Below are 21940 nucleotides of genomic sequence, written 5' to 3'. Positions count from 1 at the left end.
ATTGGTTCGCAAGGGCGTTGCGAATGTCACACCCAGCCCTGGTTTCCCTCGTGGAACTTGAATTACGTGGGCTGATCGGTCAGGGTTTCGATCAACTCAGGCACCCGGAACCTCAAGTTCCGAATGGCGTGCGACATCTCGACGCCGTCGTGCCCGAGTTCCCCCCACAACCTCTACGAGGAGGAACCTCGTCATGGCCACACACAAGCGTGTCGGCAAGCGGAAGATCGTTCTGGGCATAGCCGCGGCCGCCGCGGTGACCGCGGGCGCCTTCGTCGCCCTTCCGGCCGGCGCGTCGACGCCCGCCGAGGGCACGGTGTACGGCACCGAGTCCAAGGACGCCGTCGACGGCAGCTACATCGTGCTGCTGAAGGGCGGCAAGAGCATCAAGGCCGCCGCCGAGGGCGAGGACCTGGCCGAGGAGTACGGCGGCAGACTGCGCCGCAGCTACGACTCCGCGGTCAACGGCTTCTCCGCCAGCGGGCTGAGCGAGACCGAGGCCAAGCAGCTTGCCGCCGACCCGGCGGTCGCCAAGGTGGTCCAGAACCAGCGGTTCAGCATCGAGGCCACGCAGGTCAACCCCCCGTCGTGGGGCCTGGATCGGATCGACCAGACGCGTGGCGCGCGCGACGGAAGGTACACCTTCCCCGACAACGCCGGCACGGGCGTCACGGCGTACGTCATCGACACCGGTGTGCGCGTGAGCCACCAGGACTTCCAGGGGCGCGCGGTCTCCGGCTTCGACGCCGTCGACAACGACAACGACGCCAGCGACGGCCAGGGCCACGGCACCCATGTCGCGGGCACCATCGCCGGCGCCCGGTACGGCGTCGCCAAGAAGGCGAAGATCGTCGCGGTCCGGGTGCTGGACAACCGGGGGCGCGGCACCACCGAGCAGATCGTCGCGGGCATCGACTGGATGATCGCGCACCACCGGGGCCCGTCGGTCGCCAACCTGAGCCTCGGCGGCGGCGTCGACTGGGCGCTGGACGCCGCGGTGAAGCGGGCGGTCGCCTCCGGCATCACCGTCGCCGTCGCGGCGGGCAACGAGTCCACCGACGCCCGGCGGGTCTCGCCGGCCCGCGTTCCGGAGGCGATCACCGTCGCCTCCAGCACCGCCTACGACCAGCAGTCGGGCTTCTCCAACTACGGCCCGGCGGTGGACCTCTACGCACCGGGCTCGGACATCGTCTCGGCCGCGAACCGCGGTGACCGGGCGACCCAGACCATGTCCGGCACCTCGATGGCCACCCCGCACGTCGCGGGTGCCGCCGCCGTCTACCTCGCCGGGCATCCGCGGGCCACCCCCAGCCAGGTCGCCTCCGCGCTGATCCGGAACGCCATCCCGAACAGGATCTCCAACCCGGCCTGGGGCACGCCGAACAGGCTGCTCAGGGTCGTGTCGTAGGCACCGCGAGCCCCCGCGCTCCGCGCTCCCCGCGCAACCGGACGGCCGCCGCACCCCACCCCCACAGGGCGCGGCGGCCGGCCGCCTTTCCCGCGGTTCCCGTTCGTCGCAACAGCGTTTGCGCCCGGTGGGGGCCCTCCATAGATTCGATGAGGAAGGGGTCGTAAGCAGCGGATACTCGGCGGGGCGGTCGCGTCTGCCCGTGACGCGAGCGGCGTGCGGCGTCCGCCCGGCGTTCGTGGGAGCCGCCATGCCGATGTTGCTGATCAAGGGATCGTTCCATCTGTCGGGCCGGAGCAAGCCCGACGGGGACACCATCCCGTTCGCCCCCGACTACGTGGGCGAATGGAAGCTCGTCCAGGGGTGCCGCAAGCCGGTGCCCGGGGCGAACGGCACCGTCGGGGTGCGACTCGAAGGCGTCGACGCGCTGGAGACCCACTACGAGGGCCCCTACGGCGGGGAAGAGGTGCGCCAGCCAGGTCGCTTCCCCCATGCCGCCGCGAACGAGCTGCTCGCCTGGCTCGGCTTCCCCGACGTCCAGCGCGGGCCGGACGAGGCCATCACCGCCGTCCCCGCCAGTGTGCCGGGCTACATCCTCACCCGCGGCACCGACACCTACGGCCGCTGCGTCGCGCTGGTCGGCCGTGGCGCCCCGCCGATGGCCAGTGGCTACGAGGTGAACGTCAAGGTGGAGCATCTGAGGCGGACCGCCAACCACCATCTGCTCACCCAGGGCCTGGCCTATCCCACCTTCTACGAGGGCCTGCCCAAGGACCTGCGTCTCGAACTGGTCGCCGCCGCCCAGCAGGCCAGGGCCGCGCTCAAGGGCCTGTGGCCGAGCGACGCGACCATGCGAGGGGGGAAGATCATCGGGATGGCCTCGATCATCGAAGAGGGCGACGTGGTGCTCCTCCCGAAGCTGTTCCGCCGTCTGAAGGACCACTTCTCGTCCGGCGCCCCGTCGTTGGCCGGTTTCCCCACCTTCCTGGCCGGGGCCGCGGACCGGTTCCGCATCCTGTCGACCGACAAAGAGGTCGTCGGCCTGCACAACGTCGTCGAGATCACCAACGAACACACCCTGCGCATGACGCGCCCCATCGAGGACCTGCTCTTCGAGGAGAAGTGAGCGTTGCGGCCGCCCTCGTCGCCGCGAACCCGCTCCGCTCCCAACCGAGGGCACCCCACCCGACGGGCGTGAGCCGCGGGCGCCGGAGGACACACGTCCGCGCACCGGGCCGACGTCACCCGTGACGGGGGCCCGGTAGCCGGGCCGGTGGGTCAGGCGGCGGTCGCGGAGCGGGACGTGACCTTGCCGGCGAGGGCGGTCAGCAGGTCCTGGAGGAGGCCCCGGGTGGTCTCGTCGGTGAGGTTGCCGCCCTCGTCGAAGCGCTCGTGGGCCTGGAAGACGATCACCTCGGGCTTGACGACCACGTCGGCCTCGATGCAGACGAAGACCTGGCGCAGGGCGAGCTGCGCGCGGACCGAACCGAAGTTGGTCGGGGCGGCGCCGGTGATGGCGACCGGCTTGTGGAGCAGCGGGACGCCCTCGGTCCGGGTCCAGTCGGTGCTGGCCCAGTCGATGGCGTTCTTGAGGACGCCGGGGATGGAGTAGTTGAACTCCGGCGTGACGAGCAGCACCCCGTCGGCCGCCTTGATGCGCTCGCGCAGCTCCTGGGCGGCCGCCGGGCGGCGCTCCGGGGCGTCGAGGTCCTGGTCGTACAGGGGGACGTCGCGCAGCCCCTCGTAGATCTCCACGGCGACGCCGGACGGCGCGAACTTCTGGGCGGCGCGCAGCAGGGCCGAGTTGTACGAGTCGGCACGCAGGCTGCCGGAGATGCCGAGGATCTTGAGCTCACTCATCGGGGATCGCTTTCTTCGCGGAGGCAGGGGCCCATGGGGCAGGAACGCGCCCATGGCTTCGGGGCCGTTCTCGCCCCGGGCAATGGCCTGAACTGTACGGGACAGTACATGTGAACTCAACTGTTCAGTTCAGGTGGCGGCTATCATGGGCGGGGTGAAGACGACCAGCAAACGCACCCCTCCGTCGGGCGAGCGCGCCGCGCGGAAGCGGGCCGCCATCGTGCGGGCGGCGCGCAAGGAGTTCCTGCGTCAGGGGTTCGGCGTGGGAATGGATCAGATCGCCGCCGAGGCGAACGTGTCCAAGGTGACCGTCTACAACCACTTCAGCGGCAAGGAGGAGCTGTTCATCGAGGTGGTGGGCGACGCCCTGGAGGAGGCGCTGGGCGAGAGCATGCGCGCCATGGTCGAGCGCCTGGGTGGGGTCGACGACATCCGCGAGGTCCTGACCGCGACGGCTCGCGACTGGGTGAAGGGCATCGGCCGCCCCGAGGTCCTGGCGCTGCGCGCGCTGATCGCCGCGGAGGCCCGCCGCTTCCCCGAGCTGGGGCGGGCCTGGCGTGAGCAGGGGCCGGACCGGTTCGCCGAACCCCTCTCCGCCGCGCTGGCCGCCCGGGACGACCTCGACATCCCGGACATGGGCCTGGCGGTCGTGCAGTTCTACGCGCTGGTGCTCTATCCGCACATCGTCCACAGCGCCTATGGCGATCGCCTCGACGAAGACCTCGCCGAGCGGCTCATCACCACGGGTGTGGACATGTTCCTGACGTACTACCGCGCCTGAGGTCGGTCGGGTCCGTCGCCCCCACCGACGCCGTACCGGCGGCAGCCGACCGGCGCCCCGCGGCCCCGTGGGCGCGCGGGTTCCGGCCACGGCGGGGGGAGGTGTTTGGCGGGCGGGGAACGGTCGCCAGTAGGGTGCCTCAGGTGAATAGTGCTTCTCGTCTCCCGCATCCCTTCCGGCTGATCGTCACGGGCGGAGGGACCGGCGGCCATACCTACCCCGCCCTGACGGCGATCCGCACGCTGCAGGCCAGGTTGGCGGCGTCCGGTGGAACGCTGGATGTGCTGTGGATCGGTACGCCGGAGGGCCTGGAGGCCCGCGTGGCCCCCGCCGAGGGCATCGCGTTCGCCACGGTCGCCACGGGCAAGATCCGCCGCTCCAGCAATCCGCTCAAGATGGTGTCCCCGGCCAACGTTCGGGACATGGCACGGGTGCCGCTGGGCGTCGCCCAGGCCCGGAAGATCGTGTCCGACTTCCAGCCGGACGTCGTCCTCGCCACCGGCGGGTACGTCGCCGTCCCGGCCGGCCTGGCCGCCCGCATGTGCCGCCGCCCGCTGGTGCTGCACGAGCAGACGGTGCGCCTCGGCCTGGCCAACCGCAAGCTCGCCAGCTCGGCGACGCGTATCGCGGTGTCCTCGGAGTCGACGCTGTCGCTGCTGCCGGAGGCGGTGCGCGGCGCCGCGGTCGTCACGGGCAACCCGGTCCGCCCCGAGGTGCTCTCGGGACACCCGGAGAAGGCCATCGCGGCGCTGTCGCTGTACGGCTTCGACCGGCGCCTGCCCACCCTCTACGTGACCGGTGGCGCCCAGGGCGCCCAGCAGATCAACGACGTCGTCCGGGACGCCCTGCCGTGGCTGCTGGGCCGCGCGAACATCATCCACCAGTGCGGGCCGAACCACGTGGACACCCTGCGGCAGCACGCCGCGGCCCTGCCGCCGGAGCTGGCCGCCCGCTACTACGTGGCCGGGTTCGTCGGCCCCGAGCTCCCCGACGTGCTGGCCCTCGCCGATGTCGTGATCTCCCGCAGCGGAGCCGGGACGCTCGCCGAGCTGACCGCGCTGGGCAAGCCCGCGGTCTTCGTCCCGCTCGCCACCTCGGCGGGCAACGAGCAGGCCCACAACGCCCGCCACCTGGAGGAGGCCGGCGCCGCCGTGGCACTGCTGGGCGACGTCACCGCACAGAGCCTCTACGCCGCGGTGGACCCGCTGCTGACCGACCCGGTCCGACGCAGCATGATGGCCGAGCGGGCCCGGGCGCACGGACGTCCGGACGCCGCCGAGCGACTGGTCGACGTGATCCTCTCCGCCGCCTCCGGCTGACGACGGCCGACCGCGTAGGCGCCCCGGCCGCCGTCCAGGACGGCCGGGGCCACGCCTTCTCCTTCGGCCCTCCTCGACCACCTGGCCGCACCCGCGGACCGCGGCGCCGTTCCGCGGGTGCTCCCAGGCCGCTCGTGCAGGCCGCTCGTTCAACCCCGCGGGCGCAGATGGAGATCCAGTCCACTCGTCCCCGGCTCCTCGACACCCGGCAGCAGCCGCATGTCGTGGTCGTAGTCGCCGCCGACCAGCGTCCGGTACGGGACCGGCTCGTCCGTGAAGAGGCCGTCGAGCCGTCGGCCGTACTCCCGGCGCGCCGCCGCGAACCGCTCCTCGGGCAGATCGTTCGAGCCGTACACCGCGAACGGCTCCAGCGGCGCCATGCCGGTGAACCAGAACAGCCCGTGCTGGAGCGGGTGGAGGACGTCGGCCAGCCGCCCGTGGATGCCCCGCTCGGCGAACGAGGTCTCGCGGGCCCCGGCCGTCACCGACACCAGCGCCCGCCGCCCCGTCAGGGCGCCCCCGCCGTACGGCGGCGGGACCTTCGGCCCGTAGCCGAACCCGGCGGTGAACACCCGGTCCATCCAGCCCTTCAGGATCGCGGGCGTCCCGAACCACCAGAGGGGGAACTGCAGGATCACCGCGTCCGACCAGCGCACCTTCTCCTGCTCCGCCGCGATGTCCGGCGCCAGCCGCCCCGCCAGCGTGGCCCGCTCCGAGACGTCCATCACGTTCAACCGCCGATCCACGGCGTCCTCGGGGAAGTCGTCGGCGTCCACCGTCGCCTTCCACTTCATCGCGTACAGGTCGGACACCCGCACCTCGTGCCCCGCCGCGCGCAGATGCTCGACCGCGAAGGCGGTCAGAGCGGCGTTGAGCGAACGGGGTTCGGGGTGGGCGGAGACGACGAGGATCCTCTTCCGCGGCTGCGGCGTTGTTTCGGTCATGCTCCTACGTTCGCCCAGCTCGGAGCGGGTAACCAGCACCCTGCGCGACCGTAGGAACGGTGATCCTGGTACTGCGGGTGCCACCCATACTGGAGCGTATGGACGGCGTGGACCAGATCGGGCGGACAGCGGGCGTGGACGACGGCACCGGGGCGGAGGGGCCCGGGAGAAGGGGCGGTACGGACGCGGGCGAACCCGTCGACGGGGTGGGCGACACCCGCCGGGCGCTCGGCGCCTTCCTGCGCGCACGCCGGGGACGCGTGGCGCCGGAACAGGTCGGACTCCCGGAAGGCCGCCGCCGGCGGGTACAGGGCCTGCGCCGTGAGGAGTTGGCCCTGCTCGCGGGGATCAGCGTGGACTACTACGTCCGCCTGGAACAGGGCCGGGCCACCCAGCCGTCCCCCGAGGTGATCGACGCCCTCGCCAGGGCACTCGGACTCGACACGGCGGAGCGCGGACACCTCACCACCCTGGCCTGCACCCGACCGCCGTCGCTGCGCGTCGCCGTGGGCGGGCCCGCGCCCCGGGCTCGGGTCAGCCCCCAACTGCGGCGGATGCTGGACGCCATGGCCCACTTCCCCGCCTTCGCGACCGACCACCGCCTCGACGTGGTGGCGTGGAACGCCCTGGGCGCCGAACTGATCGGCGGTCTGGCCGACCCGGCCCGCCGCGACCGGAACAACGCCAGGTACCTCTTCCTCGACCCCGCCTCCCGGACCGTCCACCCCGAGTGGGAGGACCGGGCGGCGGAGGCCGTGGGCCAGCTGCGAGTCGCCGCCGGCCGCCACCCCGACGATGCGGAGCTGGCCCGTCTCATCACGGAACTGTCCACGCACAGCGCCGACTTCCGCCGGATCTGGTCCACCGGCGAGGTCGTGATGTGCGTGGCGGGCCGCAAACGACTGCGCCACCCCGTGGCCGGCCTCCTCACCCTGGACTTCGAGACGCTGCAGGTGCCGGCCGCACCCGGCGAGACGGGGCTGGTGGTGCACGTCTTCAGCGCCGAGGAGGACAGCGAGGAGTCCACCGCCCTGGAGCGGCTGGCCACGGCGGTGGCGGCGGCGTCCGTCGGGGGGTGACTCCCGGGGCGTTCACGCGTGAGGCCCCTGCTGACACGGCTGGGAGCGTGCTCACCGCTCCAGCGGATGATTCAGCCCTTGCCGTCCCCGTGTTCGGCCGCGTACGGGTCGGCCGGGGCGCCCGCGGGGGCCTCTCGTTCCAACTGCCGCTTGGCGCTCTGCAGCTCCTTGCGGGCCTCCACGCTGACCACGGGGTACTGGGGGTCGAGGCCGATCAGCGTGTCGGCCAGGATGGCCGCCGTGCAGATGCGGGCGAACCACTTGCGGTCCGCCGGCACCACGTACCAGGGCGCCCACTTCGTGCTGGTCTCCGAGAGCATCTCGGAGAACGCGACCTGGTAGTCGTCCCACCGCCGGCGTTCCCGTACGTCGGCGGCGGAGAACTTCCAGTTCTTCTCCGGCAGGTCGATCCGCTTCATGAAACGGGTGCGCTGTTCCTCGCGGGAGATGTTCAGGAAGATCTTCACCACCCTGAAGCCGTTGTCGGTGAGGTAGCGCTCCCAGTTGTTGATATCCCGGTAGCGGCGCTGCCAGATGCCCTGCCCCCGGGCCGTCTCCGGCAGCCGCTGTCGGTCGAGGTGTTCCGGGTGCACCCGTACGACCAGGACCTCCTCGTAGTGGGAACGGTTGAAGATCGCGATCTCCCCGCGGGCCGGCAGTCTGAGGGTGTAGCGCCACAGGTAGTCGTGGTCGAGCTCCTCCGCGGAGGGCACCTTGAAGCTGCTCACCTTCACGCCCTGCGGGTTGACTCCGCTCATGACGTGGCGGATGGTGCTGTCCTTGCCCCCGGCGTCGAGTGCCTGGAGACAGAGCAGCACTCCGTATGTGTTCTGGGCGGCCAGCCGTTCCTGGTACTCGGCGAGCAGCGCGACCCCGGTCTTGAGCAGCTCGGCGCCCTTTTCCTTGTCCAGCCGGCCCTTGTAGCGGGGGTCGAAGTCCCGGCCCAGGTCCACCCGCGAACCCGGCTTCACACGCAGCGGCGCGGTCAGTTCCGCGATGCGCTCGGCCCTGGTGTCCGCCATCGGCGACCAGCCCTTCTCTTCGGCGCGACAGGGACGATCGGCGACCGCGGTGCCGTCGCCCGCGCCTCCGCGGTACGGCCGTCTCCCATTCTCCGGCCGCCCCGTCAAGATCGCCTGCCGTGCGCCTGGCGGGGGCGGGCCCGGCGCCCGTCAGGGGCCGGTGGCGCCTGCGCCGTATGCGCGGGCCGTTCGACCCGGGTGGGCGGGCCCCGCCGTCCGCCGTCCGGTCAGGGCCAGCCGGCGGATCCGGCCCCAGTCCATCCGTGGCTTGCCGCCCCTCGTGCCGGGGCGGTGGCGAGGCAGGCGTACCCGCAGGGCGCCGGCGGCGACGCGGCAGCGGACGGGGGACGGCAGGGTCAGCGCCTCCCCGTCCACACCGACGTGGAGGGTGGGCGCGTCGGCGTCGACGACGACCTCCGTGGCGGTCAGCGAGGTCAGCCCGGGCCCGCGTCTGCCGCGGAGCATCCCGGCGGCCTGGGCCGCGTTGTCGACCGTCACGCCCAGCACGCCGAGGGCCCCGGAGTCCAGCCGCTCCCGGCGTCCGACCCCCGCCGCGTCCCCGATCCGGTAGGGGTTGTTGCTCACCAGCACGGCCTGCGGGCGCTCGATGACGGCGTCCCCGGCCCGCACGGTCAGCCGTGGGCCGGTGTGGTGCGTGAGCAGGTCCGGCAGCACCTTGAGCGTGGTACGGGCCTTGTCGCCGCGGTAGGCGGGGTGTTGGACGACGGCCGCGTAGGCGCCGAAGGAGGCGTTGTTGACGAAGGGCTGGTCGTTGACGAAGCCCAGGTCGATCCGGAGCTCGACGCCGTCGGTCAGCGCCTCCAGACATCTGGCGGGGTCGTCCCGGTCCAGACCGAGATCCATGGCGAAGTGGTTGCGGGTGCCGGCCGAGATGACCAGGAAGGGCAGGCCGCGCTCGGCCGCCACGCCCGCCACCAGGGCCTGGGTGCCGTCACCGCCCGCCACGCCGAGCAGGTCCGCTCCCTCGTCGGCGGCCCGCCGCGCGAGACCGACCACGTCCACCGGGTGTGCCGCGTCCAGCAGGACGATGTCGGCTCCCAGCGCCTCCGCCTTCTCCACGAGGTGGAACCGGCCCACCTTCCCGCCCCCGGACCGCGGGTTCATGATGAGGAAGGGGCGCATCGGCGCGGCGGCCGGCCGTGCGATGGCGCCCGTCCGTCCGGCATCCGCGGACAGCGCGGCCCACCCGGACGAGACGGCCAGCGCGCCCAGGGCGAGCGACGCGACCACCACCCACAACATCCCATAGAGCACGTAGAGGGCGACGACGACGAGGGGCGCGACGACGGCCAGGGCGAACCCCAGCGCCCGGGGCAGGGCTCGGTGAGCGAGCGCCCACCACGCGCCCGCCGCCGTCGCCGCCAGGCCGGCCAGCCCCACCGCCACCAGCGCGATGCTCGTGAGACCGGCGGACAGCAGCACGAGGACCGCCGCCGCCCCCGCCGCCAGGGCGAGACGCGCGTACCACCGCGGAGCCAGGGGACCACCCGGGCGCAGGGACCTGCCCATCGAACCTCCGAACCTCCCGCCTCGTCCCGGATCGTTCCGGCTTTGCCCTCCTCTCATGACGCCTCGTTCCGCATCGCACACCCGACGGGACCGGTCGCGCATCGCCCGCCACGGGTGAGGGCGCCGCCACGGTCGGGGGCGCGCGAGGTCAGCGCACCCGCGTCGGAAGGAAGCCGGCGATGCGCTCCCTCAGGGTGGCCGGGTCCAGGCCCTGACCCGCGAGGTGCTCTTCGATCGTGCCGTAGCGGCGCAGCTCACGGCGGTCGATGCCGAGGCCGAGCACGCGGTGCGGCACATCGGCGAGGGCGTCGTTCGCGGCGGCGACGGAGGTGCCGGCCAGGTAGGGCTCGACGAGCACGACGTCCGCCGACCCGGTGCCGCTGCCACCGTCGGGGAGCTGCGCCCGCACGGCGGCGTGCAGCGTACGGGCGTCGAAGGGCCGGACGGTGGTGGCGTACAGCACGGTGACGTCCAGCCCGGAGACGGCCCGGAGGACGTCGTCGAGCAGGGGGCCCACCGCGACGACGACGCCGTCGCGCCCCTCGCGCACGGTGTGGAACCGTCCCGGAGCGATCGGCAGGGCCGCCTCGTTGACGTGGGCCGACAGCCGTACGTAGGCCAGTCCGTCGCCGGCGGCGGCGTGCCGCAGCAGCGCCTCGGCCTCGTCGGGATGGCCGGGCACATGGACCTCCCAGCCGTCGAGGGTGTCCAGCAGCGCGATGTCGCCGGGGGACATGTGGGTGAACCCGCCGGCCGGCCAGTCGTACGAGCCGGCCGCGCTGACCAGCACTCCGGTGGCGCCCTGGTGGCCGAAGTCCAGCTTGATCTGCTCGAAGGGCCGCTCGACCAGGAAGCTGGCGAAGGTGTGGACGATCGGCCGCAGCCCGGTCAGGGCGAGCCCGCCGCCGACCCCGACGAGGAGCTGTTCCCGGATGCCCACGTTGATCACCCGGTCGGGGTGGGTGCGGGCGGCCTCCGCGAACCCGTCGACGCCGATGTCGGCGAGGACCACGGCGAGCCGGGGGTCGTCGTCGAGGAGGCGGGAGGTGACGGCGGCGAAGCGTTCGCGCATGGTGTCCACGGGTGGGTCCTCTCGGATGCGATGCGATGGGGCGCGAGGTGATGGGGCGCGGTGCGATGGGGTGCGGCGTGGTGCGATGCGGTGCGGTGCGTTGTGGTGCGGTGCGGTGCGTTGTGGCGCGGGGTGATGCGGAGGGCTTACGCCACCTTGGGCTCGACGCGCGCGACGACGGCGTGCGGGCGTCCGGGGTGCGGGGCGGTGTAGGCGGCGTGCAGGGCGTCGTGGTCGCGGCCGTCGACGGTCGCGGTGGACCAGCCCTGCGCGGCGAAGCGGGAGGCGATGCCGCCGGGCCAGCCGTGGGTGGCCGAGGCGTTGTCGACGACGAGGGCGTGGAGCTGCTCGATCCCGGTGGCGCCGGCGAAGGCCATCGCCTCGTGGTTGCTGCCCTCGTCCAGTTCGGCGTCCCCGACCAGCACCCAGACGTGGGGGTCGCGGCGCCCCTGCGCGCGCAGCCCGAGCGCGGTGCCGACCGCGAGCGGGAGCCCGTGCCCGAGTGAGCCGCTGCTGATCTCGGCTCCGGGCACCAGGGTCCGGTCCGGGTGGTGTCCGAGCGGTGAGTCATAGGTGCCGAAGCCGGAGAGCAGCGAGACGGGGAAGAACCCCTTGGCCGCGAGGACCGCGTAGTACGCCATCGGGCCGTGCCCCTTGGAGAGCAGGAAGCGGTCCCGATCGGGGGCCTCCGCGGTCTCCGGCCTGACCCGCAGCACCCGGTCGTACAGCACCCAGAGCGCGTCCAGGGTGGAGGTCGCGGCGGGCCCGTGCTTCTCGTCGCCGGTCATCAGGCTCATCAGGCCGGGGAGTTCGGCGAAGCCGTAGGAGGTGGACGTACCAGTCGTCGTGGTGGTCATGGGACAAGCCTGCAACTTAAAGTCGACTTGAAGTCAAGCGCTGCGATCACGGGCATGACCTCGCGGATTCCGAAGCCCGCGCGGTCCAACGGGTCGGCCTCTCCCTCGATCAGCCGGCCACCCGACCCGCTCCACCCGCCCCACCACTCCGCCCGCTCCGGACGCCTGCCGACGGCACCGGGTGGACTCGCGGTCAGTGCAGGTCGTGGACGACGGCGTGGCCCCTGCCGCGGCCGATCATCCACTTGTTCACGGGTGTGGTGACGACGAAGGCGACGGCGAAGCCGCCCAGGAGGGCGGCCCAGAACAGGCCGTCGGTCAGATGGGCGTCCATCGCGCCGGGGGTCAGGGCGATGATGAGGTTGTCCACGGCCTCCATCACGACGATGGAGACGGTGTCGGCGGCCAGCGCCACCTTCACGGCCGCCGCAAGTCCCAGGCCCGCCCGGAGGGCCGCCAGGAGGGTGAGGGAGTAGCCGAGGACGAAGGCCAGGAAGATGGCGAGGGCCATGGTGGGAACGTTGCCCCAGCGCAGCGCCGTGCCGATCACCATGCCGAGGATCTCGCCGGTCGCGCAGCCGGTCAGGCAGTGCAGCGTCGCCCGGGCGGCGAGGCCCCAGGAGGCGCCGCCCGGGTGGTGTCCGCCGTCGCCGCCCCAGCCGCCCTGACCGCCGCGCGGCTCGTGGCCGGGGCCGGTCGCTCCGCCCGGGTGGCGGCTGGTGTGGTGGCTGCTGTGGTCCATGGCGCCGCTCCCTCCCTCCCAGTGTGGCTCGGATGGCCCCGGGGGCCGACCCGGGGGACCGGGTGAGTCGGGCATACCACATAAAAGCGGTATAGATTTATGGAAGGTCCTGGTGGAGAGGAGACGGCATGTCCTCGAAGCGGCGTCGCAAGAAGAGGGAACGGCGTAAGCGCGGGGCCAACCACGGCCGGCGCCCGCAGTGCTGACGCGCTGAGCCCGGCCTGGGCCGCGTGTCCGCCGCCCATGGTGATGATGTGGTGTACCCGAGGTGTGGAACGACGGCCGGGTGCGGTGTCCACCGCGCCCGGCCGCCTGAGTTGACGTTCCGTCAGGTGAGAGGCGGGTCGGTCAGCCCTGGCAGATCCCGCGGGCGTAGTCGAAGGTGGCCGTCGCCTGCGAGTACTTCCACTGCGGGGCCAGCAGCCGTGCGTCCAACTGCTTGGCCGCCTCGGGGCTCTCCACGATGTACCCGAAGTCCTGCAGCCAGGACGGGTAGAGGTTCTTGGAGCCGATGTAGAAGGCCGAGCCGTCCACGGAGACCAGCTTGTGGTGCTGGGCGTACGGCTTGCCGTCGGCCCAGGTGGCGCTGTCCGCGCTGCGGGCCGTCGCGAGCTGGAGGTTGCCGCACATGGCCGCCTTCGCCTGCTGCTGTCCGCCGGTGATCCGCGTGAGGCGGTTGCGCAGCACGTCGCTGATCTCGTTCAGCGACTTGATCTGCGAGTAGCCGCCGCTGCCGACCGCGCCGCGGTTGGCCGGGTCGCTCACCACGATCCGGACCTTCACCCCCGAGGCCAGCTTCGCCGCGAGGGCGTCGTACAGCCGGACGTCGTACCGCGGCAGGGGCGGGCAGGTGGCGTTGAGGTCCTGCTGGGAGATCTCGATGTGGCTGTCCGCGCTGTCGACCAGCGCGCGCAGCGCGCTCTCCTCGGGGTTGACCGTGTCGTAGTCGCGGTCGGCGTTGGTCCTGTCGGGCAGCCCCACGACGCACTTGGTGTCGGACGCGGTCGGCAACCGCGGCTGGAACGTCGAGGACGGGTCGGAGTCCTGGATGCCCACGCCGAGGCCGCCGACGGCGATCACCGGCACGTCACCGGTCGCGACCGCCGGGGTGGTCTCCTTCGTCAGCGACGGGACGCAGCCGGCGCCGGGGGAGGCGGCGAACCAGACCTTGGCGATGTTGCCCTTGTTCTGGCAGGTCCAGCCCCACAGCCGGTCGAGATACCGGCTCGCGGAGCCCGCGGCCGGGCCGGTCAGTGCGAGGTCGACGTCGGCCACCGGGTGGGTGGTGTCGAGGTAGTCGTCCTTCCAGTCGTTGATGCCGCCCGTGATGGCCGAACGGCCGTCGACCACCAGGATTTTGGCGTGGTTCCAGGAGAACGCGGTCTTGGAGGTCGTCATCGAGGCGACGTTCAGGGTGATGTCGTCGGCCGCGGGGCCGAGCTTGGCGAGCAGCTCGTCGCGGTACTTCGACGGGAACACGGTCGAGTGGTAGACCGGCGCGGCGCCCACCAGGACGCGCACGGTGAGCTTGTTGCCGGACGCCGTCGCCTTCTTGAGGCCCGCCACGATCGCGTCCTGGAACTCTCCGTTGGGGAAGGGCGCCAGAGTGGATATGTCGACGGTGTGGGTGGCCGCGGCGATGTTCTCGGTCATCTTCGTCAGCAGCCGCTCGGCGCCGGGGCGTTCGGCGCAGCGCGGGTCGCCCCAGCAGCCGGGAGTCTGGAGCAGCCAGTCGGCGGGGTCGTCGGCGGTGGCGTCGAGCGTGTTGCCGCCGGTCCGCTCCCAGACCTGGCCTTCGAGCCCCGGGGAGACCTCGCGCAGGACCCGCTCGACCGCGTCGAGGTGCGGGGTGGTGGGCGAGTCGGCGGTCGCCGGGGTGGCGGGCAGCAGGGCGACGGCGAGGGCGGAGACCGCCGCGGTTCCCAGGAGTCGGTGCATGCGGCTGAGCCGGGTACGGGCCAAGGGGGGGTCCTTATCGAGTTGTCGTCATCGAGGCGGCGTCACGCCATCGAGGCGGAATGATCAACTTCGATGAAGTTACCAGCAGGTAATCCCCTTTGGTGCCCACCCTGCCGTCCGCCGGGCGCCTCGGGGCGCCCACCTCGAGACACCCGCCGGCACCCGCCGAGGCGCCCGGCGGGTGCGGTCGCGGTGTCGGCGGTCAGTACCCCCAGACGCTCAGCTCGGTGATGGACGCGAAGACGTGCTCCCAGACGCGCGCCGCCGGCGTCCCCTCCGTCAGGGCCTCGGAGTCCAGCCGCTCCATGGCGCCGAGGAAGGCCCCCCTGCCGGGCTCGTTGGGGTACGAGTCCCAGCAGGCACCCATGTGGCGGCGTACGCCCTCCAGGAACCCGACGAACGCCTCCACGTCGCGAGAGAGCGGAAAGAGCGGGTACGGCCCCGGCTCGGGCGCGTCGTCCTCGCGCCACACGTACACCACGCCCGTGACGCGGTGGACGAAGACCGGGCCGTCGTCGTGGCCGAACTCGAACTCGCCCAGGTGCAGCAGGTCGTCCGCGTTCGGCGCCTCGGCGGCCGCCTCGGTCTCGGCGGCCGCCTCGGGTATGGCGGCGGACAGCGGCAGCAGCGGCTTCTCGGCGACCGCGAAGGAGGTGACCCCGGCGGCCCAGTGCCGTGGCAGGCCGACCTCGCTCAGGAAGACGCGGGTGGCCGGGTGCTCCAGGGCCTCCGGAAGCTCCTCCCGGGCGATCCGGGTCACCCAGTCGGGGCCCTGGAGCGCGTCGAGTCGGGCCGCGGTCGGCGGCCCGTCACCGCGCGTGCCGGGCGCGAACCACGGCTCGTCCACGGCCGATTCCCACGAGGAGGAGTCCGTGCCGCCCGTGGGCCACGACGCGAGCGCCGCCTCGTTCCGCTCGACCACCACCACCCCGCGCGCCTCGTGGAGCCCACGCCGCTCGGCGCGGGCCGCTTCGTGATCGTTCATGCGGGCATCCTGCCAGTCGGCGGGGACACGTCCCGCGACGCGACCACGGGGCCGGGGTTCTCCACCGCGACACCGATCGGCGTCCGCTTCCGCGACTCCCCGACCGCGACTCCCGGACACCGACGACGTGTCACCCGGTCGGCGCGCCGCTCTTGCCGGTGGTGCGGGGAGCCGAAACAGTGGGCCGGGGGCCGTAACGGCGAGAGAGCCAGACCTGGAGGTCCCGATGGCCGAGATCACCGACCCGTACCCGCCCGGGACGCCCTGCTGGGTCGATCTCGCCGCCCCCGACCAGCAGGCGGCGCTCGACTTCTACGCCGCCGTGTTCGGCTGGACCGCGGAGATCGGACCCGAGGAGTTCGGCGGCTACTCGGTCTGCGCGTACCGGGGAAAGCCGGTGGCCGGGATCATGGCCGCGGTCGCCATGGGCGACCAGCCCCCGCCGCCGACGGTGTGGACCACCTATCTCGCCTCCGTCGACGCGGTCGCCACCCAGCAGGCGATCGAGGCCGCGGGCGGCAGCGTGCTCATGCCCGTCATGGACGTCCAGACCCTCGGCCGGATGCTCATCGCGGCCGATCCGACGCAGGCCGTCTTCGGCGTGTGGCAGGCGAACGAGTTCGGTGGCGCCGGCATCGTCAACGAGCCGGGGGCGGTGGTGTGGAACGAGCTCAACACCACCGACCGGGAGGCGGCCTCCTCCTTCTACGGCTCCGTCTTCGGCATCGAGGCCGCCGCCATGGAGGGCGCGGAGGGCTACTTCTCGCTCAACGTGGGCGGGCGCGCCGTCGGCGGGATGCAGGGGCTCGACCCGGGCCTCCCGGCCGGAACCCCCGCGCACTGGCTCACCTACTTCGCCACCGACGACGCCGACGCGACGGCGGCCAAGGTGACCGAGCAGGGCGGGGAGGTGCTCCGCGCCCCCTTCGACATGATCGCCGGACGCATGGCCGTGGTGAAGGACTCCCAGGGGGCGCCCTTCGCGGTCATCGCACCCGCTCCCCTGGGCGCGGGCTGACACCGACGTCCGTCGGGGCGCTCAGGGTCTGACGCCCTCGTCGCCTCCGCGTCCGGCCTCCGCGCCGTCGACGACCGTGGCCTCCGTGCGGTCGGCGACCTCGGCCTCCGTCGCGTGGGCGGCCTCGGACTCCGCGCAGTCGAGCCGGTCGACGAGGATCATCGCCACGTCGTCCGTCAACCGGCCGTTGGTGTGGCGAATCAGCTCCTGGTGCAGTTCGTCCAGGAACTCCGGCGGGGTGCGGCCGTGCGCCGCCTCCATGGCCTGGGCGAGGGCGAAGAAGTCGTTGTCGGGGTTGCGGGCCTCGATCACGCCGTCGGTGTGCAGCAGCAGCCGGTCGCCGGGGGCGAAGGGGAAGCTCTCCCGCACGCCGGGAGCGCCGCCGACGAGGTCCTCCATGCCGAGCGGGGGCATCGGCGTGGTGGGCGACAGGGCCCGCACCCTGCCCTGGCGCAGCAGCAGCGGGGCCGGGTGGCCGCGGTTGACCAGGTGGACCATGGGGCCGTCGGGCAGCTCCGCCAGGACCGCGGTGACGAAGTCCTCCATCGGCACCTCCATGTCGTCCTGGTCGGTCGTGCTCGGCGCGGCGCACTCGCGGCGGAGCGCCTCCGCGCAGTGGTTCATGACCTCCACCAGGTCGTCCTCGTAGTGCACGGCCTCCCGGAACGCGCCCAGGACCGCCGCGGCCAGACGTACGGCCGGCAGCCCCTTGCCGCGTACGTCGCCCACGATCATCCGGACCCCGTAGCGGGTCTGCACCGCCTCGTACAGATCGCCGCCGATCTGGGCACCGGTCTCGGCGGCGAGATACATGCTCGCCACCCGCACCGGGCCCAGCCGGGACGGCACGGGGCGCAGCAGGACCCGCTGCGCCGCCACGGCGATCCGGCGCACCTGGTTGAGCTCGCCCTCCCTACGGGCGCGGGTGGCGCTGCTGGTCATGACGCTGGCCACGGAGACCAGCAGGATGGCGAGGAAGTTGGTGTAGACCTGCTGGCTGCCCCAGGCCTGGTTGTAGGTGGCCGTGGTGATGCTCACCCCCACCGCCACGCCGGCCGCCGCGAGAGTGCCCTTCGGGCCCATCGTCACGGCGGCCAGCGCCGGCGTCGCCGTCAGCAGGGGGCCGGTGTAGATGAAGTGCGCCGGGGTGAGCTCGATCACGATGACGATCAGCGCGAGCGCGAACGGCAGACAGTGCGCGAGCGCGTACAGGAACGGACTGTGACCGCCTGCTACCGCTTGCGGGGAAGCGCGGGAGAGCCACCGCATGCGTACAGCCTGCCTCTTCGGAGTACAGGGTTCCACTCAGTCGCCCGGGGCCGGTCCCCCCGGTCCCTCGCTCGCGCTCCCCCGTCACTCGTGGACCGCGGCGCGCAGCCGGCGCAGGATCTCCTCGAGGACCGGACCGGAGGTCGCGAAGTTCAGCCGGGCGAAGCCCTCGCCGCCGGGCCCGAAGTCGAGGCCGCTGTTGAGCATGACCCCGGCGCGGTCGAGGAAGAAGGCGGCCGGGTCCTGGCCCAGGCCCAGGCCACGGCAGTCCAGCCAGGCGAGGTAGGTCGCCTCGGGGGTGTGGTGACGGACCCCCTTCGGCAGCGACTCGGCGAGCAGCCGGCGGTTGCGGTCGAGCGTCGCGAGCGCCTCGGCCAGCCAGTCGTCGCCGTGTCGCCAGGCCGCCGCGGTGGCGAGCACGCTGAGCGAGCTCACCTCGCCGAACAGCAGCGGCGGCAGGGCGTCCAGCGCCCGACGGACTCCGGCATGCCCGATGTGGGCCACCGAGCAGCGCAGCCCGGCGAGGTTGAACGCCTTGCTGGCGGAGGTCAGCGTGACGGTGCGGGCGGCGACGTCCGCGCCCAGCGAGGTGAACGGGATGTGCCGCGCCGGGGCGTGGACGAGCTCACCGTGGATCTCGTCGGAGATCACCAGCAGGTCGTGTCGTTCGGCGATCTCGGCGATGGCGGAGAGCTCCTCGCGCGTCAGCGCGCGGCCGGTCGGGTTGTGCGGGTTGACCAGCACGATCGCCCGGCAGCCGTGCTCGGCCACGTCCGCTGCGAGGCGGTCGACGTCGAAGGACCAGCCGTTCGCCCCGTCGAGCATGGGGATGGGGACCAGTCGCCGGTCCATGTCCTCGAGCGTCTTCAGGAACGGGGGGTACGCGGGCGTGTGCATCGCCACGGCGTCGCCCGGCCGGGTGGCGACGTGCAGAACGGCCTGGAGCGTCTGGATCAGCTCGGTGAACACCCGGACGTGCTCGGGGTCGAGGGCGACGTCATACCGCTGCCGCATCCGCTCCGTGAACAGCTCCCGCAGCGGGTTCGCCCCCGGCCGGTCGTCCCACTCCGGATAGCCGAGGTCGCCCTCCGCGCCGCGGCGCAGCACCTCGCGTACCGGATCCGCGACGGGGAAGTCCATGTCCGCTATCCAGGCCGGGAGCACCCCGGGGGTGGCCGCGGCCCACTTCAGACCGGTGCGTCGGCGGAGCGTCTCCGGATCGAGGTCGTCGAACATTGGCGCTGGCCACCCCTTCGCTCGTACAGGCCACCCGTACCGGTGCTTCCCCCGCGCGGTGTCGTGGTTCCCCGCCCGCCCGGCCATCCGCCAGCGTGCTGGAGATCACGCGCCCGGGCAAGCGATTTCTCGACCGGGCGCCGAGGCGCCCCGTGCCCATGCTGTCAGGCCCCCAGCACCAGCATCGCGCCCATCGTGATCATGGTGGCGGCGACCACGCCGTCCAGCACCCGCCAGGCGGCGGGGCGCGCCAGCACGCCGCTGAGCAGCCGGGCCCCGTAGCCGAGCGAGCTGAACCAGGCCAGGCTCGCGACGGCGGCGCCGACTCCGAAGGCCCACCGCAGGGATCCGTGGTGGGAGGCGACGGAGCCGAGCAGGAGCACGGTGTCCAGGTAGACATGCGGGTTGAGCCAGGTCATGACCAGACAGGTCAGCACGGCCTTCCCGACGGAGCCGGCCGCGTCGCCCCCCGCCGAGAGGCCCGCGTCGGGCGCCGGCCTCAGCACGCGTCGTGCGGCGAGCGCCCCGTAGCAGAGGAGAAAGGCGCCGCCGGCCAGGCCGACCGCCGTGATGGCCGCCGGCCACGCGGTGACGACGCTTCCCACGCCGGCGACGCCGAGCGCGATGAGCACCGCGTCGGAGACGGCACAGATGCCGACCACCGCGAGGACGGCCTGGCGACGCGCCCCCTGGCGCAGTACGAAGGCGTTCTGCGCGCCGATGGCCACGATCAGGGAGAGTCCGGTACCGAATCCGGCGGCCGCCGCCGGGAAGATGCCTTGGGTCATGCCACCGACGCTATGGATCAGCACATATTCAGTACAGCTAAAGTTTCTAACGTAACCTTAGCCTTCGTGATGGAAGAGCTTCCCCTTGAGCAGGTCCGCACCCTGCTCGCGGCCGTGGACGAAGGCACCTTCGACGCGGCGGCGGCCGCCCTGCATGTGACGCCCTCGGCGGTCAGCCAGCGCGTCAAGGCGCTGGAGCAGCGCACCGGACGGGTGCTGCTGATGCGCACCAAGCCGGTGCGCCCCACCGAGTCGGGCGAGGTCGTCGTGCGCTTCGCGCGCCAGCTGGCCCGCCTGGAGCGCGACGCGCGCGCCGAACTGGGCATCGCCGACGACCGTGGCCCGGCACGGCTGCCCATCGCGGTGAACGCGGACTCCCTCGCCACCTGGTTCCTACCGGCGCTGGCCCGGGTGCCCCAGGACCCTCCGATCTGCTTCGAGCTGCACCGCGAGGACGAGACCCACACCACCGCGCTGCTGCGCGAGGGGAAGGTGATGGCCGCGGTCACCTCGTCGCCCGACCCGGTGGCCGGCTGCACGGTGCGCCGCCTCGGCCTCGCCCGCTACCTCCCGGTGGCCGACCCCGGCTTCGCGGGCCGCCATCTGACCGGGCCGCTGGAGCGCGACCTGCGGGAGGCGCCGGTCATCGTCTTCGACCGTCGCGACGACCTCCAGGACGCCTTCGTCCGCTCCCTCACCGGCGACGGCACCGGCGCCAGCCGCGTCCGCCATCACATCCCCACCTCGGAGGGGTACTGCGACGCCGTCGTCGCCGGCCTCGGGTGGGGCCTGGTCCCCGAACCGCAGGCCGTCCCGCTGCTCCGCTCCGGGGCGCTCACCCTCCTCGCCCCGGACCGCCCGTTCGACGTCCCCCTCTTCTGGCAGCAGTGGAAGCTCGACTCTCCCGCCCTGGCCGTCGCGGCGGCCGCGATCGCCGAGGCCGCGGCGGAGGCGCTGCTGACGCCGGGCTGAGCGTGCGCGCCCGGCCTGTCGCGCACGAGCCTGTGGGCCGGCCTGCCGCGCACGTCGGGCGGGCTGACCGCCCGGCCGGCGCGTCGGGCCGCCTCACGGGAAGGTGACGCCGGGGTCCACCGGGGAGATCATGACCCAGCGCAGGGACCGGTCGTCGTACGGGGCGAAGGCCGAGACGCGGACGTCGATGGGGTCGGGGGCGACGAGGGGGAAGTACCCGGGCCGCGGCGCGTCGTCGGAGAGGCCGTCGTCGGAGAGGCGGGCGGGGGCCTGGGCGTCCCAGAGCTCGCGGACGCCGGGAGCGCCGCGCACCGCCCGGACCACCTCGTCCAGCCGGTCGTTGTCCGGCCAGCGCTGCCAGGCGAGGCGGAGCCGGTCGAGCAGCGGGGCGGCCCAGCTGCGCTCCCAGTCGCGTAGCTGGTAGCGGGCCTCGGGGGAGAAGGCCCAGGTCATCACGTTGGCGCCGGGGCGGACCAGCCAGGGGCAGTGGCGGGCGGCGATGGCGTTGGCGCCGACGACGTCCCATGCCTGGTCGGCGAGGTAGCTCACGCAGCGCTGCTGGTGCATCAGCTCCAGCAGGGCGGGGGCGGGGCGCGCGGCGGCGTGCGGGTGCCGCGGCGGCCGATGGCCGGTGCCCCGGTAGAGCGCCGCGGCCTGCCGCGGGTCGAGGTCCAGGATCCGTACGATGCCGGCGATCATCTCCACCCCGTACCGGCGGTCCTCCCCCTTCTCCAGGGCGCGGTACCAGCGCTCGGAGACGCCCAGCAGCAGCGCCATGTCCAGCTGGGTGAGGTAGGTCCGGTGGCCTCGCGAGGGGACCGGGGCGGGGATCAGCCGAGGGTCACGGGCCCGGCGCCAGCCGCGCAGCATCCGGCCGAGGTCCTCGCGTCGCACGTCCGCCAACGTAAAGACCTCGCAAAGATGGAGCTGCCGAGCGGTGAACCCTGGGCTGCGCCGCATGGGTGCACCCCCGATCCGGCGCAGGTGGCAGCATCGCACACGCGTCCCGCGACCGGAACTCCGGAGTACCGGAACCACAGCGTGCCGATCTTGGGGAGTGCGGGGCGTTCATGGTGGCCGTCGTGGGACACCCCACGCC

General features: G+C 72.9%; 21 protein-coding genes. 8 read left to right on the top strand and 13 right to left on the bottom strand.

The window, feature by feature from the left end; genetic code table 11:
* The first annotated feature begins 193 nt into the window (after positions 1-193).
* Complete coding sequence (locus tag CD790_RS17075) at positions 194-1408, top strand: S8 family peptidase (RefSeq protein WP_144384082.1); 1215 nt, start codon at positions 194-196, stop codon at positions 1406-1408.
* A 250-nt stretch (positions 1409-1658) separates the two neighbouring features.
* Positions 1659-2534 carry a nuclease gene (locus CD790_RS17070; protein ID WP_144384081.1) on the top strand — a complete coding sequence of 292 codons (876 nt, stop codon included), beginning with the start codon at positions 1659-1661 and terminating at the stop codon, positions 2532-2534.
* Between the two features lie 152 nt (positions 2535-2686).
* On the opposite strand, the gene CD790_RS17065 is transcribed toward CD790_RS17070, so the two are convergent.
* Entirely contained in the window at positions 2687-3268 is a 582-nt protein-coding gene (locus CD790_RS17065; protein WP_144384080.1) for an NADPH-dependent FMN reductase, read from the bottom strand.
* Between the two features lie 154 nt (positions 3269-3422).
* Here CD790_RS17065 and CD790_RS17060 point away from each other — a divergent pair, with 154 nt between their 5' ends.
* The gene (locus tag CD790_RS17060) at positions 3423-4049 is read left to right on the top strand and encodes a TetR/AcrR family transcriptional regulator (protein WP_260867639.1); all 627 of its coding nucleotides are present in this window, start codon (positions 3423-3425) and stop codon (positions 4047-4049) included.
* A 143-nt stretch (positions 4050-4192) separates the two neighbouring features.
* Positions 4193-5368: a glycosyltransferase gene (locus CD790_RS17055; protein ID WP_144384078.1), complete on the top strand. Its 1176-nt coding sequence runs from the start codon at positions 4193-4195 to the stop codon at positions 5366-5368.
* 149 nt (positions 5369-5517) lie between these two features.
* On the opposite strand, the gene CD790_RS17050 is transcribed toward CD790_RS17055, so the two are convergent.
* Positions 5518-6312 (bottom strand): NAD(P)H-dependent oxidoreductase, encoded by a 795-nt coding sequence (locus CD790_RS17050; protein ID WP_144384077.1) that lies wholly within the window; start codon positions 6310-6312, stop codon positions 5518-5520.
* 98 nt (positions 6313-6410) lie between these two features.
* On the opposite strand from CD790_RS17050, the gene CD790_RS17045 reads away from it, so the two are divergent.
* Positions 6411-7391, top strand: a complete 981-nt coding sequence (locus tag CD790_RS17045; protein WP_144384076.1) for a helix-turn-helix transcriptional regulator — start codon at positions 6411-6413, stop codon at positions 7389-7391.
* Between the two features lie 71 nt (positions 7392-7462).
* Here CD790_RS17045 and CD790_RS17040 read toward each other — a convergent pair whose 3' ends face one another.
* The 5 genes from CD790_RS17040 to CD790_RS17020 all read right to left on the bottom strand — a co-directional run bounded on the left by CD790_RS17040 (position 7463) and on the right by CD790_RS17020 (position 12614).
* Positions 7463-8413: a polyphosphate kinase 2 family protein gene (locus CD790_RS17040; RefSeq protein WP_144384075.1), complete on the bottom strand. Its 951-nt coding sequence runs from the start codon at positions 8411-8413 to the stop codon at positions 7463-7465.
* Between the two features lie 150 nt (positions 8414-8563).
* On the bottom strand, positions 8564-9943 hold the full coding sequence (locus CD790_RS17035; RefSeq protein ID WP_144384074.1) for a diacylglycerol kinase family protein: 1380 nt from the start codon (positions 9941-9943) through the stop codon (positions 8564-8566).
* A gap of 148 nt (positions 9944-10091) precedes the next feature.
* Complete coding sequence (locus CD790_RS17030) at positions 10092-11024, bottom strand: transketolase family protein (protein WP_144384073.1); 933 nt, start codon at positions 11022-11024, stop codon at positions 10092-10094.
* 137 nt (positions 11025-11161) lie between these two features.
* Complete coding sequence (locus tag CD790_RS17025) at positions 11162-11872, bottom strand: transketolase (RefSeq protein WP_144384072.1); 711 nt, start codon at positions 11870-11872, stop codon at positions 11162-11164.
* Between the two features lie 193 nt (positions 11873-12065).
* The gene (locus tag CD790_RS17020) at positions 12066-12614 is read right to left on the bottom strand and encodes a DUF4396 domain-containing protein (RefSeq protein ID WP_144384071.1); all 549 of its coding nucleotides are present in this window, start codon (positions 12612-12614) and stop codon (positions 12066-12068) included.
* 128 nt (positions 12615-12742) lie between these two features.
* Between CD790_RS17020 and CD790_RS36850 the strand changes: the two genes are divergently transcribed.
* Positions 12743-12820, top strand: a complete 78-nt coding sequence (locus CD790_RS36850; RefSeq protein WP_399217693.1) for a 50S ribosomal protein L37 — start codon at positions 12743-12745, stop codon at positions 12818-12820.
* A gap of 142 nt (positions 12821-12962) precedes the next feature.
* On the opposite strand, the gene CD790_RS17015 is transcribed toward CD790_RS36850, so the two are convergent.
* Together CD790_RS17015 and CD790_RS17010 are read right to left on the bottom strand one after the other, a co-directional pair.
* Positions 12963-14576 carry a phospholipase D-like domain-containing protein gene (locus tag CD790_RS17015; protein WP_260867638.1) on the bottom strand — a complete coding sequence of 538 codons (1614 nt, stop codon included), beginning with the start codon at positions 14574-14576 and terminating at the stop codon, positions 12963-12965.
* 199 nt (positions 14577-14775) lie between these two features.
* Entirely contained in the window at positions 14776-15558 is a 783-nt protein-coding gene (locus tag CD790_RS17010; protein WP_144384070.1) for an SUKH-4 family immunity protein, read from the bottom strand.
* Between the two features lie 226 nt (positions 15559-15784).
* Between CD790_RS17010 and CD790_RS17005 the strand changes: the two genes are divergently transcribed.
* Positions 15785-16576 carry a VOC family protein gene (locus CD790_RS17005; RefSeq protein WP_144384069.1) on the top strand — a complete coding sequence of 264 codons (792 nt, stop codon included), beginning with the start codon at positions 15785-15787 and terminating at the stop codon, positions 16574-16576.
* Positions 16577-16597: 21 nt separating this feature from the next.
* Here the strand turns inward: CD790_RS17005 and CD790_RS17000 are convergent, their stop codons facing one another.
* From CD790_RS17000 to CD790_RS16990, 3 genes are all read right to left on the bottom strand, one after another.
* Complete coding sequence (locus CD790_RS17000; protein ID WP_144384068.1) at positions 16598-17845, bottom strand: PP2C family protein-serine/threonine phosphatase; 1248 nt, start codon at positions 17843-17845, stop codon at positions 16598-16600.
* A gap of 84 nt (positions 17846-17929) precedes the next feature.
* On the bottom strand, positions 17930-19081 hold the full coding sequence (locus tag CD790_RS16995) for a MalY/PatB family protein (protein ID WP_144384067.1): 1152 nt from the start codon (positions 19079-19081) through the stop codon (positions 17930-17932).
* Positions 19082-19245: 164 nt separating this feature from the next.
* Positions 19246-19869, bottom strand: a complete 624-nt coding sequence (locus CD790_RS16990; RefSeq protein ID WP_144384066.1) for a LysE/ArgO family amino acid transporter — start codon at positions 19867-19869, stop codon at positions 19246-19248.
* Positions 19870-19938: 69 nt separating this feature from the next.
* On the opposite strand from CD790_RS16990, the gene CD790_RS16985 reads away from it, so the two are divergent.
* Positions 19939-20841 (top strand): LysR family transcriptional regulator ArgP, encoded by a 903-nt coding sequence (locus CD790_RS16985; RefSeq protein ID WP_144384065.1) that lies wholly within the window; start codon positions 19939-19941, stop codon positions 20839-20841.
* A gap of 93 nt (positions 20842-20934) precedes the next feature.
* On the opposite strand, the gene CD790_RS16980 is transcribed toward CD790_RS16985, so the two are convergent.
* Complete coding sequence (locus CD790_RS16980) at positions 20935-21735, bottom strand: helix-turn-helix domain-containing protein (protein WP_186319063.1); 801 nt, start codon at positions 21733-21735, stop codon at positions 20935-20937.
* Between the last annotated feature and the right edge of the window lie 205 nt (positions 21736-21940).

It is taken from the genome of Streptomyces sp. SAJ15 (assembly GCF_007595705.1).
Taxonomy (GTDB): domain Bacteria; phylum Actinomycetota; class Actinomycetes; order Streptomycetales; family Streptomycetaceae; genus Streptomyces.
Note: the sequence above shows the minus strand (reverse complement) of the source record. Positions and strands in the feature narration are given on the sequence as shown.

Excerpts from the sequence above, each read along its gene's own strand:
- CD790_RS17070 (WP_144384081.1), top strand. The coding sequence starts at position 1,659 with ATGCCGATGTTGCTGATCAAGGGATCGTTCCATCTGTCGGGCCGGAGC.
- CD790_RS16985 (WP_144384065.1), top strand. The coding sequence starts at position 19,939 with ATGGAAGAGCTTCCCCTTGAGCAGGTCCGCACCCTGCTCGCGGCCGTG.
- CD790_RS36850 (WP_399217693.1), top strand. The coding sequence starts at position 12,743 with ATGTCCTCGAAGCGGCGTCGCAAGAAGAGGGAACGGCGTAAGCGCGGG.
- CD790_RS17020 (WP_144384071.1), bottom strand. The coding sequence starts at position 12,614 with ATGGACCACAGCAGCCACCACACCAGCCGCCACCCGGGCGGAGCGACC.
- CD790_RS17025 (WP_144384072.1), bottom strand. The coding sequence starts at position 11,872 with ATGACCACCACGACGACTGGTACGTCCACCTCCTACGGCTTCGCCGAA.
- CD790_RS17040 (WP_144384075.1), bottom strand. The coding sequence starts at position 8,413 with ATGGCGGACACCAGGGCCGAGCGCATCGCGGAACTGACCGCGCCGCTG.
- CD790_RS17005 (WP_144384069.1), top strand. The coding sequence starts at position 15,785 with ATGGCCGAGATCACCGACCCGTACCCGCCCGGGACGCCCTGCTGGGTC.
- CD790_RS17045 (WP_144384076.1), top strand. The coding sequence starts at position 6,411 with ATGGACGGCGTGGACCAGATCGGGCGGACAGCGGGCGTGGACGACGGC.
- CD790_RS17000 (WP_144384068.1), bottom strand. The coding sequence starts at position 17,845 with ATGCGGTGGCTCTCCCGCGCTTCCCCGCAAGCGGTAGCAGGCGGTCAC.
- CD790_RS17035 (WP_144384074.1), bottom strand. The coding sequence starts at position 9,943 with ATGGGCAGGTCCCTGCGCCCGGGTGGTCCCCTGGCTCCGCGGTGGTAC.
- CD790_RS16995 (WP_144384067.1), bottom strand. The coding sequence starts at position 19,081 with ATGTTCGACGACCTCGATCCGGAGACGCTCCGCCGACGCACCGGTCTG.
- CD790_RS17050 (WP_144384077.1), bottom strand. The coding sequence starts at position 6,312 with ATGACCGAAACAACGCCGCAGCCGCGGAAGAGGATCCTCGTCGTCTCC.
- CD790_RS17075 (WP_144384082.1), top strand. The coding sequence starts at position 194 with ATGGCCACACACAAGCGTGTCGGCAAGCGGAAGATCGTTCTGGGCATA.
- CD790_RS17065 (WP_144384080.1), bottom strand. The coding sequence starts at position 3,268 with ATGAGTGAGCTCAAGATCCTCGGCATCTCCGGCAGCCTGCGTGCCGAC.
- CD790_RS17010 (WP_144384070.1), bottom strand. The coding sequence starts at position 15,558 with ATGAACGATCACGAAGCGGCCCGCGCCGAGCGGCGTGGGCTCCACGAG.
- CD790_RS16990 (WP_144384066.1), bottom strand. The coding sequence starts at position 19,869 with ATGACCCAAGGCATCTTCCCGGCGGCGGCCGCCGGATTCGGTACCGGA.